Genomic DNA, 16,688 nt, shown 5'->3' on the forward strand with positions numbered 1-16,688 from the left:
TATGAAGTTGTATAGCACCATTATCATCATTTGGTTTACATTTTTAGGAATTCAAGCACAAGAGTCTTTTGTAATAAAAGATGTGACGTTGTTTGATGGAGAAACTGTTATTGAAAATACCTCTGTACTTATAGAAGATGGTATTGTCAAAAAAGTTGGAAAACGTATTCAAGGCGATTATAAAATAGTAGACGGTAATGGAAAATTCTTAATGCCAGCACTTACTAATTGTCATGTGCATTCATTTATGGTACCACAGTTGTATGAAGCTGCAAATGCAGGAGTACTGAACTTAATAGATATGCATGGATTAGAATCTATGCAACATTATATGACAAATATGCGTGATCAGGTTGGAACAGCACGTTTATATAGAGCAGGATATGCTGCTACTGCCCCAGGAGGTCATGGAACACAGTATGGTTTTGATGTACCCACCTTAGAAAAACCTGAAGATGCAAAACAATGGATTGCAGATAGAGTAGAAGCTGGTGTTGATCATATTAAAATTATTGTAGAACCGTGGAAAGCTACCATTTCTCATGACATAGCAAAAGCACTTATAGAAGAAGCACACGTACAAGATAAAGTAGCAGTGGTCCATATTTCTAAAAAAGAAGATGCGTACAAAGTATTGTCAAATGGAGCCGATGGTCTGGTACATATCTGGGGAGATGGAGCGTTACCACAAGAGCAATTAGATGATTTAGTAGCTAATCAAGACTTTTTTGTGATTCCCACAATATTAACCAATGTATTGGTACAACCATTATTTTATGGAAAAACAGCCGAAGAAACTGCACTGGTAGAAGAAGCATTATTAAAAGAAGTAAAACGATTATATGATGCAGGAATCCCAATTTTGGCAGGAACAGATCCTCCAAATGCAGAAATCAATATGGGAACTGATTTATATAAAGAGCTTATCTTCTTTAGTAAAGCAGGAATTCCAGCTGTAGATGTCCTAAAAAGTGCTACCTCACTTCCTGCTACAAAATTCAATATTGGAAAAACAGGGTTTATAAAAGAAGGCTACATTGCAGATATGTTACTACTTTCAAAAAACCCTTTAGAAACTATGGATCATATTTCGAGCATAGAAACCATATGGAAAGCAGGTACTGTTATCACTAAAAAATAATTAAGCTAAAACTACAATACACTATATTTATATAGTAATTCTAAAAGAACTTGTTGTACATTTTGAGTAATTTCATCAATTTTCACCTAACCCTAATGGGTATATCAACAAAATTTTTAGTTATTCCTTTCGGATGGAGGTAAAAACTGAAAATTTCACTAGAAAATTAGAATAATGAACATCTAAATGCACAACAGAGTATATAAGTAGTATGTATGCTGTATACGCTTTCGCGAAAGCAAAACCAGAAATACAAAAATCAATAGTTGATGATGTACTATTAGATTTTGTAGAACACTTAAAATAATTTAATAAAACGAATAGTTTACAAATCATGATGAATGTATTGATAATAGAAGATGAAAAACCATCAGCAAGAAGATTAAATAGAATGCTGGCTGAACTGGATGTAACCGTCAATGAGATGTTATATTCTGTAGAAGAAGCAGTTGCTTGGTTTAAGAATAATACACATCCAGATCTGATTTTTTTAGATATTCAGTTGTCAGATGGACTGTCTTTTGAAATTTTTGATCAGGTAGAAGTGAAGAGTGCTATTATTTTTACCACAGCTTTTGATGAGTATGCCTTACAGGCTTTTAAATTAAATAGCGTCGACTATCTCTTAAAACCAATAGATGATGAAGATTTAGAGAAAGCTGTCGCCAAATACAAAGAACGTATTCCAAAACAACAAGATGTAGCCTTAAATTTTGAAGACATTAAAAAACTATTAGGAGTTACTGCTGTAGAGCGTGAATATAAAAGTCGCTTTACAACGAAGATTGGACAACATCTTAAAATGATTCCTGTAGATGAAATAGAGTGTTTTTACAGTGAAAACAAAGGAACGTATGCTGGAACTACCGAAGGAAGGAATTATTTATTAGATACCACTTTAGAAAACTTAGAAGACGAACTAGAACCTAAAACCTTCTTTAGAGTAAGTCGCAAGTTTTATATAAATATCAATGCCATTAATGATATTATTTCCTACACTAACTCTCGATTACAGATTAAATTGAACAATTGGAGTGAACAAGAAATTATCGTCAGTAGAGAGCGCGTAAAGGATTTTAAAACGTGGATTGATTAAAAATTAAGGCTTTATATAAGGTCTATTATATGTAGTTTTTTTAACACGCTGTTTTATAAAATCAATGACTACTTTAAAGTCTAATGCATCCATCTCAGTTTCACTTATGATGCTATTCTTTTTTGCATCTTTATGAAACAAAACAATATGTTGTGACTTGATAAGTTTATAGCTTGAAATTTCAGTCCAATGTATTTTCTGATTTACTTTTTTATTCTTGTAATTCAGATACGCATTCGTACATTCAAAAGAGCCATGATGTAACATGTCATTGACATTGTGATCTGGTATATATTCTAAGTAGATTTCTCTATATGCTTTATATCTTTTGTTGAGTAGGTAGTATCCGAAAAAGACAAATGTTGAAGTAAGTAATAAAAGACTTCCCGCACTTCGCCATTTCATGGCAATTGCTAGACTTCCTAAAACAAAAGCAATGACACCTATTATCAAAAGTAATTTACGAATTGTAAATACATCATGGTCTATAATGGGCATTGATGATTTCATTTTACTCTTTCAGTGTTGTTTTCTTTAATTACGCATTAATTCTCTCATTTGAAATTTACGAAGTCAAGCAGTTTTATGATGATCTTCAGCTTTAAAGCAAACGATTTTATGTGTGATTATTGATGAAAAATTTTAGCTATGATTCTCTGATTAAATACTAAAGATAATTATTGTGTGAATTTCTGAAGCAATTAATTGTTATTAATCCACCTGATTTTCGTTAAAAGCACTAGGTAGCAGGGTAGGGATAAACTTCATTAGAATAGGAAGTAGGATCGTTCCTCCGGGTAATAAGAAGATTGCTAAGGAAGGAATGGATTTGCAAATATCCAACAACTGATTCTTGACGACTTTCTTTTCATCGTCAGAGAGGTCACGTACGGTCGAGTTTCCTAGTAAAACTACTAAGTCTTTACTTTGAACGATTTCTTTAACAAGACGCTTCTTATTGCGTAATATTAAAGTAGAAACTGTTCGTGTAGTTTGATTATAAAAATGCTTTACAGGATTACTGTAGTTGAGGTAGGCAATATCTTCCTTGTGTTCTGAAATAAAATGAGCGACTGCTGCAAGAGACGTTTCTTTATCTGTATGAGAAATACGAAGTATTTGTGAGATTTCTGACATGAAAATCTCTTCGTGTGTATCTATTTGCTCATCATCAAATAAGGATAAAGCACATAAATCAAGTAAGTATAATTGCTCAAGGGGTTGTGATACCACATTACTTTGTATATCCTGTAAGGTGAGATTATCACTTTTTATCGTCGTATTATATCGAATAGAGCTCTCAAATAGTTTAATGAGGAGTTCGTTATAATGATCTTTATTTTCTTTTTGCTTTAATGCCAACCAGACAATTTGAGTAAGGTTTTTTTCAAGGCATACTGCATACGGTAGCGGATCTTCTCCCGAAATAAGGTAATGATCAAAACTTAATACATCTAAGAATAATAAGGCATTGGTAATAATATGGCTAAAATTCTTTTTAAAGAGTGGCTCGTTGGTTTGAATACGTTCCTGTATGATCTTTTCAAGAATCCTATAATTAGCTTCTGTAGAGCTTCCTAATTTGATAGGAGGCCCTCCTTGGTTTTTATTCAAATGGCTATAAAAAGAGATCATACTTTTTATACAATCTGTAGCCGTGGCATTTTCGATACAATCAAAATAAGTAAAGGCAAGTGCATCAAACAGATTGACTTTTGTTTTTTCTTCTTCTGTCCATTTTAATTGTTCACTTTCCTTATCACATAGTGTTTTAATAGAAGTGCCATAAATAAACCCGTTTACTCGAAGTTGCGCATACATTTCTTCTTCATCCATAGGATGGGCATCCATAAACTGTAAGAAGTATGGTAAGTGTTTTTTTATCCAACCTAAAGCCGATGGGTTCATGAATCTATAACTTTATTGGCACCGCCAAAGGGTTTAATATTCCGATGCTTGCCTCGAAACTGAAATTCGGTTTCATATAAATGTCTCGTGGGCTTGCCCGAGGTAGTTTGTCACAAATGTAACTGAATTGTAGAAATCTTTTGATGTGTTCTTATAAAAAAAGCCCAGCATTACTGCTGAGCTTTCTTTAATATAATGAGATAAGACCTCATATATATGTTATATCAAAGTCTGATTAGTTTACTGCGTTTCCTAACTCAGAACCAGCTTTGAATTTTACTACATTTTTAGCAGCGATTTGGATAGTTTTTCCAGTTTGTGGATTTCTTCCTTCACGAGCATTACGTTGAGATACAGACCAAGATCCAAATCCAACTAGAGAAACACGTCCTCCACTTTTAAGTGTTCCTTCTACGTTTCCTAAGAAAGACTCTAATGCTTTTTTTGCAGCTGCTTTAGTAATTCCTGCGTGCTCCGCCATTCCATCAATTAATTCTGATTTGTTCATAATGTAAAATTTAATTAATTATTGTTAGTTAAACTGTGTGTTTAATTCTACAACAAATTTATACGTAAAATTCACTCGTGCAAGTAATAGCAAGGGAAATCGGCGATTTTGTTAATAAATCAAGGCGATTGTTAATAAAGATGGCCTTTTTTGGCTATTTCTGTAAGCCCAATGACAGTGCGGGTTTAGCGCATTTTGGCATTTTTGTTAAAATTATAGCCATTCAAAAGTGACTTTACATCCATTTTTCGCTTGCCTGGAAGTTGTATTTCTGTAATAAAAAGGTATCCATTTAGGGTTGTGACTTTTAGGTTTCCGTTTTCTACTTGAATGGTTCCTATTGTATTTTTTGCTTCCTTTTCTTCTGAAGTTTCTGTATACGCTTTCGCAAAAGCGTTATAAATTTTAACCCGTTCTTCTTTGTCATTATTTATAAGGTAACACCAAGCGGCAGGATATGGGCTTAATCCTCTAATATGATTATGGATGCTTTGGGTAGATGTTTCCCAATTTATTTTTGTGTTTTCTGGATAGAGTTTATAGGCAGTTTTTAGATCACCAGATTGGGGTTGTATTTGGGTAGTGACACTATTTTCTGCAATGGCGTCTACTGTTTTTGTAACCAATGATGCTCCTAGGTGCATTAAACGATCGTGAAGACTGCCAGCATTTTCGTTTTCACCTATAGCAAGACGCTCTTGAAATATAATAGCGCCCGTATCAATTTTTTCATCTATAAAGAAAGTCGTCACACCTGTTTCTGTCTCTCCATTAATAATAGCCCAATTAATAGGAGCAGCACCACGATATTGTGGCAATAACGATGCATGTAAATTAAAGGTACCATATGCTGGCATTTTCCAAACCACAGCGGGAAGCATACGAAAGGCAACGACAATTTGAAGATTGGCGTTGAGCGCTTTTAATTCCTTATGAAAATCTTCGTTTTTAAGATTGGTAGGTTGTAATATGGTAAGCCCTTGTGACTCTGCATATACTTTTACAGCACTTTTGCGTAATTTCTGTCCTCTTCCTGCAGGTCTGTCTGGAGCGGTAATCACACCAGCGATTGTATAGTTCTGTGTTACTAGGGTTTCTAATATAGTAACGGCAAAGTCTGGTGTGCCCATAAAAACGATGCGTATGTCTCTCATAATATCTTATATGTATTTACTGGGGTAAGTGTAATCTTTTTTTGATCTAAAAGCAATTGTAATGTGGTAATAATTTCGGTTTCTGTAAACGGCAATTCACATAGTTCACGCGAACTTAATTCTTTTCGCGAAAGCGTATTTAAAATAACATCTGTTATACTACTGCTTTGTGGTGATGTTGCATTTTTAGAAACACATACATCACATTTGCCACAAGGTGCGGTATGCTGTTCTCCAAAATAGGAGAGGAGTTGTACATTTCTACAAGTAGTCGTATTTGCTACATAGTTTTTAATTGTTTCTATTTGTTGCCTCTTGTAATTGGCTTGTGTCTTTATATGAGAAGCAATTACATGAATAGTGCGGTCGTCTTCTCTGGGAACCAAAAAGGTAATGGCTGTATCATAGCTTTGATGATCATAAGTAATGATATCATCTTTGGCTAGCATGAGTAGTGCATTGTGTACTTTATCTATAGCTGTACCTGCTTTATTGGCAATGATACTATAATTGATAGCCGTTGGTTGTTCAAAAATGCCACCATAGGTGCGTAGTACTGTTTTTATAATATCCTCCCATTGCGGATTTTTAATTAAATAATAGGTAAGTGCAACATCCGTTACATTAAAGGTCACGGTTGCTTTTTTTGTAAACTCTTGTGAGAGACTGATTATACTATTACGGTCTAATGCCAATAATGCATTATACGTACGCATGGTGGGTAGGGAGTAGGTTTGACAAAACGTACTGAAATTAAATCGGTGGTTGCTTTCTTCTCCTTCCCCATATGAGATTTGAAAATAATTATTAAGTCGGCTATAGATTTCTTTTACGAATGCTACGGTAGGGATTACTTGTAAAAACTGATTATTAAGACGTATGGTGTCATTCTCATTATATATAAGGACAGCTTTAGATGGTTGCCCACTTCTACCGGCACGGCCTGCTTCTTGAAAATAGTTTTCTAAACTGTCTGGAATTTCTAGATGCACCACCGTATCAACATCGGCTTTGTCAATTCCCATTCCGAAGGCATTGGTGCTTACCATGACCTGTGTTTTGTTATCACGCCAATTTTTATAATGTTTATGTCTGTCTTCTCGCGACATCCCGCCATGATAATAGGTAGCTGTAATGCCTCGACTTATTAAAAATTGTGCGGTGTTTATGGTCGCTTTCCGATTACGTACATATACAATAGCACTCTGTGTCGTATTTTTTAGGGTTTGCTCAAGGCGAAAATGTTTATCGGTACTATGAATAAGGGTGTAGGTAAGATTTTCTCTGTGGTATGATCCTTTACAAAGTAACGGATCTTTTAATTGTAACTCTTCGGTAATATCTTGGATGACTTTGGGAGTTGCTGTTGCAGTGAGCGCAATGATGGGTATGTTGGGTTTTATTTCGCGCAAGCGGGAAATTTTACAATAGGCAGGCCTAAAATCATGTCCCCATTGTGAGATACAATGTGCTTCATCTACTGCAATCAGAGAGACATTCATTTGTTTGATACGTTCTATGACAAGTTCTTGCTGTAATCGCTCAGGAGATACGTATAAGAGTTTGTAATTTCCGTAGATGCAATTATCGAGTAAGGTATCTAGATCACGGTAGGTAATTCCACTTGTAATGGCTAAGGCTTTTATGCCTTTTTCTTGAAGATTAAGCACTTGGTCTTTCATAAGTGCAATCAATGGTGACACCACAATAGCAATTCCTTCTAAGGCCAATGCAGGGATTTGATAGCATACAGATTTACCTCCACCAGTAGGTAGTAATGCTATGGTGTCTTGCTGATTTAAAACACTTTGTATACTATCTTCTTGTAAAGGTCTAAAGGAATCATATCCCCAGTATGTTTTTAATATGTCTTTTGGGGTGTGCTTCAACCCTTTAATTTGTTTATAATAAATGATGCTCTAGTGGCAACGTCACCTTTGGGTACTTCTATGGGAGTATATCCATAGGTTTGATAGGTTGCTATTAGATGGTCTTGAATTTTTTGAGCCTGTTCAAAACTCTCGTATCGTTCGCCATCGGTTTGATGGATTTCTTTCCACAAGGGAAGTATAAATACGATGTCATATACATACTTCTTACAGTCGTTAACGAATTCTTTTGTGTATTCTTGTCCTATGTAGTCCATATATGCCACTGTGTCAGGAATTCCTCTGTCTAAAAATACATATGCTGCATCATAGGTAGCAACTGCATCATATTGTTGTATTCTGGCATCTTTTAATAATTGACTAAAAAGCAACGGTTTTTCCAGAAAAAGTTGGTCTACACCTTCGTTTTGAGCCTTTTTTATGACTTCTCTTGATATTTCTTCAAGGCAAGGGTATCCAAGTGTTTTGAGGTAGTTTATGAGTGTTGTCTTTCCTGTTGACGGGCCTCCTATTAGTAAAATGCTTTTTGGCATAAAAATGGTACTAGTTTATGCAAAATTAGGTAAAGCTAGACGAACAACAAATTTATACCATTATGGATGCAAAATCTCCTCAAATAAAATAGAATGTTTTTTGTGAAAGGCGAAATAGAAAATTAAGACATAACTCTAGTGATGGTTTTATTTCATATAGAAGCATAACGCAAAAAGAACAGTTTTAGATAGATGATTTACATCAGTAACGATATTGTATAACATATTGTAAGCTTGTGTTATCTTTGCCAACTTAAATAAACGGTATGACACCAGATAATAATACAGAAGAGTTTTATAAAAAACTAAAAGTACAGCTTAGTGATACTTCACTATGGCCAGCACCTTATTTATATAAGTTTATAGTACCTACTGATATTTCAAAAATAAAAGAGATAGAAACTATTTTTGATCATACAGGCGCAGTTATTAATAGAAAAGAATCACGCACAGGGAAGTATACGAGTGTTTCTGTAAATGTACGTATGAAAAATCCAGATGCAGTTATTGCAAAATATAAAGAAGTAGGAATGGTAGAGGGGGTTATTTCTTTATAATAGTACGTTTTAAATATATGAACAGGTGTGGAACTTCCACACCTGTTTTTTTTAGAAAAAGAATTCTGATGAAACTATTACATCTTTTTTGCAATATGCGCATATTTGGTGTAGATTTACACCAAAAAGAAATTATGGCACGACAGAGTATTTCATTTACAGATCCGAATGATGAATGGTTAAAATCTCAAGTGGATAGTAAAGAGTATGCTAGTAAAAGTGAACTCATTAACGATTTAGTGCGACAAGCTAGAAAGCAACAAGTGCAAGTTGACTGGATTACAGCTAAGCTTGAAAGAGCAGAAAAGAGTGGCTTTACTGCAGATACTAAAGAGCAGCTATTAACACAATCTAAGTCATTACTTAATGGCTAACTACAGACTCAGTAACGTAGCAAAAGAAGATATTATTAGGATTCATCAATATGGTGTTAAGAAATTTGGAGTAAAACAAGCAGATAGTTACTTTGAGTCATTTTTTCAATATTTCGAAATTATAGCACAACGTCCTTTATCTTTTGAATCTGTTGATTATATAAGAAGAGGTTACAGACGTTGTGTTTGTGGATCAGATACTATTTATTACAGAATAGGGAGTGATACTATTGTCGAAATTATGACCATCATAGGAAAACAAGATTTAGATAGTATTCGTTAAACTACTTCTGTCTTCTCTTGTTTATACCATACATACGAGTAGATAAGAGGAATCAGTGTGATGACTCCAAGAATCACAAAAAATACAACTAAGTTTTGTGACTGTGGTAGTAAAAGAGAAGCTACAATAACAGCAATGCCTCCTACGACCCATAATCTTCCAGCGAGTCTATGTGTTTTTTTCCATACCGTAGCACTTTCTAATGTCCATGGTGAGCGTAATCCTACAAAATAATTAGGTTTTACAGACGGGAGGTAATTCCCTAAAGCTGTAAAAAAGACCCCAATGAGTATCAAGAGGATATTTGGATTTGACATTGATTCTTGTTTGGTAGCATATAAAAGATAAAGTCCCAACACAGTTAAAAATAAGACCACAATAAACTTGAGCTGATAAAACTTAGCCCCCATTTGTTTGATCTGTTTTTTAGGATCAATTTTAGGGATAATGCTCATTAATATATAGCCTAAAAATGAAGTTGCAAATGGAATGATCCAAAGCAGTTGTTTAGAGCCTCGATCATCTATTTGTCCCTCAATATTCCAGTGTGTTGGTACTATATCTGGCAAGCTTGTATAAATAAAAGCTAGATATAGGAATGGTAATACAACAATACATAGTAACGGAAATTCTTTACGTGCATTCATAATAATGGCTGTTAATAGGTTAATTTTTTAAGTGTATAATCCATTGCATGACCTCTTCTAAAATGGTCGTGTTGAGACTATACGTCACATATTGTCCTTTTTTAATACTACTCACAAGATTGGCTTGTTTTAATAAATCAAGGTGATGAGAGATGCTAGGTTTTGAAATATCAAATGCGGCTGCGATTTCTCCAGCGGTAAGATCCTTTTCTTTTAAAAGATTGAGAATCTCTCGTCGTGTCTCGTCATTAAGAGCTTTAAATAGTTTGTTCAAGTAATTAAGTATTTAGACAAATATCTAATTAATAGACGAGATTTTCAAAAAATGTTACATAATTTGGTTAAAAATAATTATGAGATATCCGTCTACGCGGATATGGATAGAAGTGTTTACCTTCAGGAGTACCTTTGTTTATGGGTGTTTACGCTTTATCGCTTCGCTCTCCCTTTGGTCGTGAATCTCACAAGCTCGATTTCGCGAACCTGCCTGCCGGAAGGTAGGAGCATATAATGAATGATTTGAAAAAGAGAAGAAAGAAAAGAGAAAAGAGAACATAGACTAAAATAGCTTACTACTTTGAATTAAAGTGTTACACTATTTTAAATGATTGGGAAATAGTCATGGGATATCCGCCTTCACAGATATGAAGAGAAGCGTTTCCCCTCTAGAAAGACGCTGTGCTGAGCTTGCCGAAGTAGGAGACTAGGAGATGTGTCAATATGGAGTATGTTTTAAAACGTTGCGTGTATGAATCGTTGTGGCTTTTAGCCACTATGATTTTATCACCTTGTTACCATACGTTTTTTATTGTTTATAATGTACCTCCATCAGGCCAATTTTTCCAATGATTATTTGGCTTTTTAGTCGGTTTATAAAATTCTTTTTGTCCAGTTTCTAAAACCTTTGCTATTTGCTTAAAAGTTTCATTTTTGCTCGGAAGTTCCGAATCAGCACAGTCAGGATGATTCCATTCCGTCAGTTCTATAATCTTTGGTAAGTCCGCAGGTATTCGGTCTCGGATTTCTTTTTCAGTTGCCTCAAATTCATTATTGTATTCGGGTTCTAAGCCTCTCAAAAATTCCCAAACGAAAATTTTGTCATTTTCTTCAAGTTCAATTCCTTTTTTTAAATAGAATTCACGATTATGATTAATGACGATTTCTTTATCTCTCAAAACCATAGTCTTTGTCTTGGGATTCAAGCTTTCCAGATATTCCTCATCAAAAGTAGAATGTTCTGAGTTATCATCAGTTAGATATAAAAAATTATCGTTGTCAGTTCCTGGTTTTGTAGGGATACAATTCCCAAAGATGTGCAAACAATTTGAGATTCCGTTATGTCCTCTACCACGATAATTAAATCCGATTACTTCAATTATCAATGCCCATCTTTTTTCATCACGATATGCACTTAATTTAGAATGAACAGGATAAACATATCCATTATCCAACATTGGAAATGTAAAATCTTCAGCGCATTCGTCCAGTTGCTTTAAAATATTCTTAGAGGAATATTCCTTTTTACTTTTTATTCCGAAAATGTTCATTCTTATGTACGGTCTAGTCTATGAATAGTAGCAGATTTCTAATCACAAACTTTTCGATTTTACACTGACCTTTGTTTTATGTTTATACTTTCGTTTTACCACTTAAATCACTATTATTTTTATACTGTGCTATAGTGCGTTTATATTTAAGTTTTATTTCCATTCAAATCATAAATATCAAAAGATTCATTTTCATTAAAATCACCTGAACTAGTTTTTTGAGCATATATTTTATTTTCTCTTAACCTAATTGCATCATACTCTAATGGTACTACTAATTTATTACCGACATCAATAACACCAAATTTACCGCCCATTACATAGGTATTTTCACCACCACTGTCTTTATCATAATAGTTAATAACCTCACTATCAGTGCTAACAATTAATAATTTAGAAGAAATAAATTGAATCCAACTATACTTTTTTGGAATAATTAAATTGTTATTTATATCTACAATACCAAGGTAATTCCCTTTCCAAGAACTAATAACATATAAACTAGATGTAAAAGATTTACTTTCATACTCTGACCACCAATTGTGAGATTCTTCTGTATTATTATATGCAAATAGTTCTGCTTCTTCATCAATCCAATTAAAATGGTTTTCTCTTGAGGTAGGTGGTGCTTTAAATACTTTATAGTAATTTAATTTATCACTTCTCTCTAAATAGTTGTATTCTAAAGGTATTTGGTATTCTCCTTGAGCATTTATTAGACCCCATAAATCAATAAATTCATTTTCAGATTCTGTTTGATTTTTTTTAACAACTCTCGTGTAAGATGAGATTTCTTTTTCTTTACCATAATCATTATCATCTATGAAAGCATTACAATTAAGAGTTTTTACTAAATCAACATTATTTAATTCAAAAAGGTAAACTTCATCATCTTTTGAAGCTAATATTGTCTGTTCTTTTTCAAAAACTATTAAGTCTCCATATTTTTTAGGTAAAATTTGATTGTTATTATTGTTTATTAAACCTGTTGTTTCATTATATGAACTGCCATTAGTATAATAGGAAGATGAAAAAACCTTACGATAGTTCCTGTCGATTAGTTCTGTTTTAATTTCAACTATATTGTTTTCTTTGGGTAAATTATAATTAATACCAATTTCAGGTAAAAAACGTTTTTCATATTCTCCACGTATTTCAAAAATTAAGTTGCCTAAAATATCAAAGAAGTATTTCTTGTAATAAGCCGCATTATTAAAATCGTTATTTCTCTTTTCTTTAATTAATCCACAAAAGACATTATGCCTTGTATAGTAGTGAATATTATCGAACAAGGGTTCTATTAAAAATGAATTATTTGAAACAATTACACCACATTTCATAAAACGTGCTCTAAAAATATCGCAGGTCTGACCTGTGATTAGTTTTATCATAGGTTCATAAATATATCTATTAGGACTTATTTCAAAAGTAGATTTCGTGTCCTCACAAAAACAGCTAAATCCGCCATCATAGCTTTGTCTTCTATGATTTGTAGTTAATTCTACTTTTCTGAATTCAAAGTAACCTTTTTGACTCCTATTTTTTATAAATTCTTGGAACCTTATATCTAAACATTTTTCAAATAAAGGGTAATACGTTATTTGATTATTTTCTTTCTTTATTGCTCTGAAAGAATCTCCCAAGATATCAAGACGGATTTTGTTCTTATTTTTTGGTTCTATACTTAGTTTATTAAATTGCTCAACAACTTTAGTCCAGTAATTTAATTTTTGATCTAAATCAAATTCCAGTTTAAGACTTTGTTCCAACTCATCAAATGAATATGGGTAAAACTCTTTTAACCCATTATAGACGAATTTTAATTTGTTTTTTGTAGAGTAAGAAGTGTTTTTAGTTTTAACTAATTCCATTTCTTTAGAACTTTCAGAGGCTGTTTTATCCTTTTTCCTTTTACTAAATATGTTTTTTAATATCCTCATTAGTCAAATGCCCAAGCTTTAGTGTTAGCAATTACTTGCGCTATGTTTTATACAGAATGTTACCTACTGTGGTTTTTTAATTTTGAAAATACTCAATATATCTTCTTTCTACTCTAGTTCTTTTTCTTTTGTCAGGAAGGAAATATAAAACTACTCTTTCCCTCCAATTACCTATAGAATCATAACTGATATAAAATATTTTCCCTTTAAGTTTTTTATCTGGTGTACGATAGATAATTACACTGTCTTTACCACTACTGCCTTTTATTCTTTTAAAATTAACTTTATTGATGTTTAGTTCTTTATAATTCATTTCTATTGGAATATGAAAACTTTTTTCAATTAGATAATCGGCTTTATACATAGAAAGTAAGTTTCCATTGATAGAATCAGAACGACTATAATTGAGTAAAGAGTCATTCTGTTTTATTTTCATATTAAATATTTGAGATTTAGATTTAATTTGAATCATAATACTATCTTCAAATCTTTCTATTCTGTTATTTGAAGAAGGATAGGCGAAAGATGATTTCGAAGGCTTTGCACTAATTAAGTGGCCTTTTTCATTGAATTCTAACCACATACTTGACCAATCAATATTAAATTTAGGATTTTTATATCTGTATAATATTGTTTCTTCATTTCCTCCAAATACAGTTTGATTTTCTAAGGCTATTCTTTTTACATTTCCTATGGCATCAAAAAAATGTAAGTCATTAGTTTTTGGTTCATTTAGAGAATTACAAGAAATAATAGTTGAAACTAAAATTAATACTAAGACTATTTTATTCATATATTATTTGATTAGTCAATTTTGAATTGAATTATTGTTTTAGCCTATTTTAGGCAACGGCTTTGTGTATGGAACGTAGCGTACAAATAGACACTAACTTTTCAGACCTGCCTGCCGGCAGGCAGGTTAACACAGAGCCGAATTTTTATATTTTGTTTTTAACTTTTCTATTTTAAAAGCCAAATTTAAAAATTTGACGACTTTCAAAATATGTCTTAACTTCGATTAATAAACTGATTAGCAATGAGCTATACATGTTGTTGTCAGTAGTTTTTATTCGTAAATATAAATATGAGTAATTTCTAATTCGTCTTTGCTATTATATCTTTCCTGTTTTATTAAAACGTCATTATCATCGTAATAAAATCTTGTTTTAACAATTCCGCGTATTCCAGTTTCGTCTGGTCTAGATTTTTCAATTAGATTATTTCTACTGTCATATTTAAACCTTTTTGCTCCAACACTTCTGCATACGTTTTTGAACGTAAAATCATTTGACCATAATCTGATATAGTCATAATTTCCATTTTTAAAATTTTCTCGGAATTCTTCCCAAATAATCTCGTTATTTTCTAATGAAGTAACTTTTTCAATTAAACCGTCATAGTTATAACGGTATAGGTATCTGTTTTGGCGAGATTGACTTTTTTCTGGTGCATAGGTTTCTATCAATTGTCCTTTTAAATTATACTTGAAAAATTTCTCAGTTTCAATTTCCCAACTTGGATTTTTCTCGTAATCTTCTTCTTCGATTATACAATCGCCATATTCAATGCCTTTTTTTAAGTCTTTTTTCAATCTCCTTTCATAGCTTGAGACTGTTTCTTTTATCAATTGGCTGTCCGAATTATATTCAAAGGTTGTTTCAGCTTTGCGTTCAGAGTTATTATATGTTGTTTGGGTTTTTATTAATAATGTATCGCTATAAAAATGGTTGTCTATATAATCGCTAAAGCTAGAAAGTTTGGAAACCTTATAATCTATAAGTTCCTCATAAGATTTTAGTCCATCTTCATTGTATCTTACAATTTTGCTAAAGTGTCCGTTTAAGCTGTCGTTTTGTTCAAACTGATACACTTTGTAATCTTTCTTTTCTTGAGCGAGAGAACATAAAGTTGTTAGTATAAAAACTATGTTTAAAATCAATTTTCTCATAGGTTGGCTTAAATTACTGGCAACGGTCTCGGCTATGAGTAGTAGCGTAGTTTAGCACATAACTTAGCAAGTACACACCAAACTGAAAATCCGCGAGGATTTTCAAAAGTAGGCGAGAACAAGCAATTACTTATAGCCATTGTTGTACACAGTATTTATTTACTTAATTCTATTTGAAATTTTGTCGCATTAAACGCTGCTTGTAAACCTCTTAAATTTGATTCCGACTTATTTTTCTCAAATAGTTCAGTTACGTATTCAGTTTGTTTAGTCACATTATCGTTCTCTTTTTTAAAGATTTGATATTTTAAAAGAATTAAATTCGCCATAATTTTATCTGAAACACTTAATTCGTTCTGATTTAGATACTCGTCTATTGCTTTTTTTATCTCAGAATCATTTTCAGATATTTCATCGAATAGATAAGCATTCGCCAAGTCAGATTTATTCATAGTTGAATAATCGCTTTGGTTAGACATATCTTTTCGGTAAGTCATTTTGTTACCATTTAGAAAATACCATCTCGTATAGGAATCATTTTCCATTTTAATATCTTTTTCAAACTCTTTTTTCTTAACGCTCCAATTCGTGAAAGCTATTAAAAGTTCAGTTCCGTCATCTTTCTTTAAAATTGCGAATCGGATTAAGTAATTCCTTTTTCCAGGTTTTTCAATTTCGATATCCAATTTATTTTCTGCTGAAACGTATTTTTTTAATGCTTCTAGAATAGATGAAACGTCTTCAGGACTTACTTCTGGAAACAGATTCTCTCTTAAAAACAAATCAATGTATAAGTAATGAGTTAAATAAAAATCATCCATTTTTAGATAATTCGCTTCTGTCAAATTTTCGGTTTTGATATTGATTTTGTCAGATTGAGAATATCCAAAATTTGTAAATATTGCTAAAAGTAAAAGTGTGATTATTTTTCTGTTCATTCTGTTCATTCTGTTTGTTTATATTGTGTACAGCGGTCTTGTGTATGGCTCGTTGCGGAAAATCAGTTATGATTTTCCGCCGTAACCGAAAGATAGCAAATTGCAATGAATTCCGATTAAGCAATTCAGTCGCAATGAGCTATACATGTTGTTGCCACTAGTACTTTTTAAGTTTAAAAGAATTTAGACAAATAATCAATTCTTTCTTGATTGTTAATTATTTCG

The 16,688-nt window shown here is 32.5% G+C and carries 18 protein-coding genes; 5 read left to right on the plus strand and 13 right to left on the minus strand.

Annotation, left to right across the window (positions count from 1 at the left end):
* Position 1: 1 nt before the first annotated feature.
* Positions 2-1,141: an amidohydrolase family protein gene (locus Q1A01_RS12250; RefSeq protein ID WP_299681018.1), complete on the plus strand. Its 1,140-nt coding sequence runs from the start codon at positions 2-4 to the stop codon at positions 1,139-1,141.
* A gap of 337 nt (positions 1,142-1,478) precedes the next feature.
* Complete coding sequence (locus Q1A01_RS12255; RefSeq protein ID WP_299681070.1) at positions 1,479-2,237, plus strand: LytTR family DNA-binding domain-containing protein; 759 nt, start codon at positions 1,479-1,481, stop codon at positions 2,235-2,237.
* A gap of 3 nt (positions 2,238-2,240) precedes the next feature.
* Here Q1A01_RS12255 and Q1A01_RS12260 read toward each other — a convergent pair whose 3' ends face one another.
* The 6 genes from Q1A01_RS12260 to Q1A01_RS12285 all read right to left on the minus strand — a co-directional run bounded on the left by Q1A01_RS12260 (position 2,241) and on the right by Q1A01_RS12285 (position 8,229).
* Positions 2,241-2,747, minus strand: coding sequence for a hypothetical protein (locus Q1A01_RS12260; protein ID WP_299681021.1), 507 nt, complete (start codon positions 2,745-2,747; stop codon positions 2,241-2,243).
* A 201-nt stretch (positions 2,748-2,948) separates the two neighbouring features.
* Positions 2,949-4,145, minus strand: a complete 1,197-nt coding sequence (locus Q1A01_RS12265) for an LETM1-related biofilm-associated protein (RefSeq protein WP_299681023.1) — start codon at positions 4,143-4,145, stop codon at positions 2,949-2,951.
* Positions 4,146-4,380: 235 nt separating this feature from the next.
* The gene (locus Q1A01_RS12270; RefSeq protein ID WP_299681025.1) at positions 4,381-4,653 is read right to left on the minus strand and encodes an HU family DNA-binding protein; all 273 of its coding nucleotides are present in this window, start codon (positions 4,651-4,653) and stop codon (positions 4,381-4,383) included.
* Between the two features lie 185 nt (positions 4,654-4,838).
* Positions 4,839-5,807 carry a methionyl-tRNA formyltransferase gene (gene fmt / locus Q1A01_RS12275; RefSeq protein ID WP_299681027.1) on the minus strand — a complete coding sequence of 323 codons (969 nt, stop codon included), beginning with the start codon at positions 5,805-5,807 and terminating at the stop codon, positions 4,839-4,841.
* The gene (locus Q1A01_RS12280; RefSeq protein ID WP_299681030.1) at positions 5,804-7,696 is read right to left on the minus strand and encodes an ATP-dependent DNA helicase RecQ; all 1,893 of its coding nucleotides are present in this window, start codon (positions 7,694-7,696) and stop codon (positions 5,804-5,806) included. The genes fmt and Q1A01_RS12280 overlap by 4 nt, the downstream gene beginning before the upstream one ends.
* Entirely contained in the window at positions 7,693-8,229 is a 537-nt protein-coding gene (locus tag Q1A01_RS12285) for an ATP-binding protein (RefSeq protein ID WP_299681033.1), read from the minus strand. The genes Q1A01_RS12280 and Q1A01_RS12285 overlap by 4 nt, the downstream gene beginning before the upstream one ends.
* Before the next feature lie 266 nt (positions 8,230-8,495).
* On the opposite strand from Q1A01_RS12285, the gene Q1A01_RS12290 reads away from it, so the two are divergent.
* From Q1A01_RS12290 to Q1A01_RS12300, 3 genes are all read left to right on the plus strand, one after another.
* Positions 8,496-8,786: a DUF493 family protein gene (locus Q1A01_RS12290; RefSeq protein WP_299681036.1), complete on the plus strand. Its 291-nt coding sequence runs from the start codon at positions 8,496-8,498 to the stop codon at positions 8,784-8,786.
* A 68-nt stretch (positions 8,787-8,854) separates the two neighbouring features.
* A complete protein-coding gene (locus tag Q1A01_RS12295) occupies positions 8,855-9,160 on the plus strand; it encodes a CopG family transcriptional regulator (RefSeq protein ID WP_363322579.1) in 306 nt (101 codons plus the stop codon).
* Positions 9,153-9,443, plus strand: coding sequence for a type II toxin-antitoxin system RelE/ParE family toxin (locus Q1A01_RS12300; RefSeq protein ID WP_299681039.1), 291 nt, complete (start codon positions 9,153-9,155; stop codon positions 9,441-9,443). The genes Q1A01_RS12295 and Q1A01_RS12300 overlap by 8 nt, the downstream gene beginning before the upstream one ends.
* Here Q1A01_RS12300 and Q1A01_RS12305 read toward each other — a convergent pair.
* The 7 genes from Q1A01_RS12305 to Q1A01_RS12335 all read right to left on the minus strand — a co-directional run bounded on the left by Q1A01_RS12305 (position 9,440) and on the right by Q1A01_RS12335 (position 16,463).
* Positions 9,440-10,090 carry an SdpI family protein gene (locus Q1A01_RS12305; protein ID WP_299681042.1) on the minus strand — a complete coding sequence of 217 codons (651 nt, stop codon included), beginning with the start codon at positions 10,088-10,090 and terminating at the stop codon, positions 9,440-9,442. The genes Q1A01_RS12300 and Q1A01_RS12305 overlap by 4 nt on opposite strands.
* A 19-nt stretch (positions 10,091-10,109) precedes the next feature.
* On the minus strand, positions 10,110-10,364 hold the full coding sequence (locus tag Q1A01_RS12310; RefSeq protein WP_299681045.1) for an autorepressor SdpR family transcription factor: 255 nt from the start codon (positions 10,362-10,364) through the stop codon (positions 10,110-10,112).
* 538 nt (positions 10,365-10,902) lie between these two features.
* The gene (locus tag Q1A01_RS12315; RefSeq protein ID WP_299681048.1) at positions 10,903-11,637 is read right to left on the minus strand and encodes a hypothetical protein; all 735 of its coding nucleotides are present in this window, start codon (positions 11,635-11,637) and stop codon (positions 10,903-10,905) included.
* 146 nt (positions 11,638-11,783) lie between these two features.
* Positions 11,784-13,577 carry a WG repeat-containing protein gene (locus tag Q1A01_RS12320; RefSeq protein ID WP_299681051.1) on the minus strand — a complete coding sequence of 598 codons (1,794 nt, stop codon included), beginning with the start codon at positions 13,575-13,577 and terminating at the stop codon, positions 11,784-11,786.
* 76 nt (positions 13,578-13,653) lie between these two features.
* A complete protein-coding gene (locus Q1A01_RS12325) occupies positions 13,654-14,370 on the minus strand; it encodes a hypothetical protein (RefSeq protein WP_299681054.1) in 717 nt (238 codons plus the stop codon).
* A 273-nt stretch (positions 14,371-14,643) separates the two neighbouring features.
* Positions 14,644-15,525, minus strand: coding sequence for a hypothetical protein (locus Q1A01_RS12330; RefSeq protein ID WP_299681057.1), 882 nt, complete (start codon positions 15,523-15,525; stop codon positions 14,644-14,646).
* A gap of 155 nt (positions 15,526-15,680) precedes the next feature.
* Entirely contained in the window at positions 15,681-16,463 is a 783-nt protein-coding gene (locus Q1A01_RS12335; protein ID WP_299681061.1) for a hypothetical protein, read from the minus strand.
* Positions 16,464-16,688: the final 225 nt, after the last annotated feature.

Origin of the sequence: uncultured Dokdonia sp., assembly GCF_947492815.1 — a bacterium.
Taxonomy (GTDB): Bacteria; Bacteroidota; Bacteroidia; order Flavobacteriales; family Flavobacteriaceae; genus Dokdonia.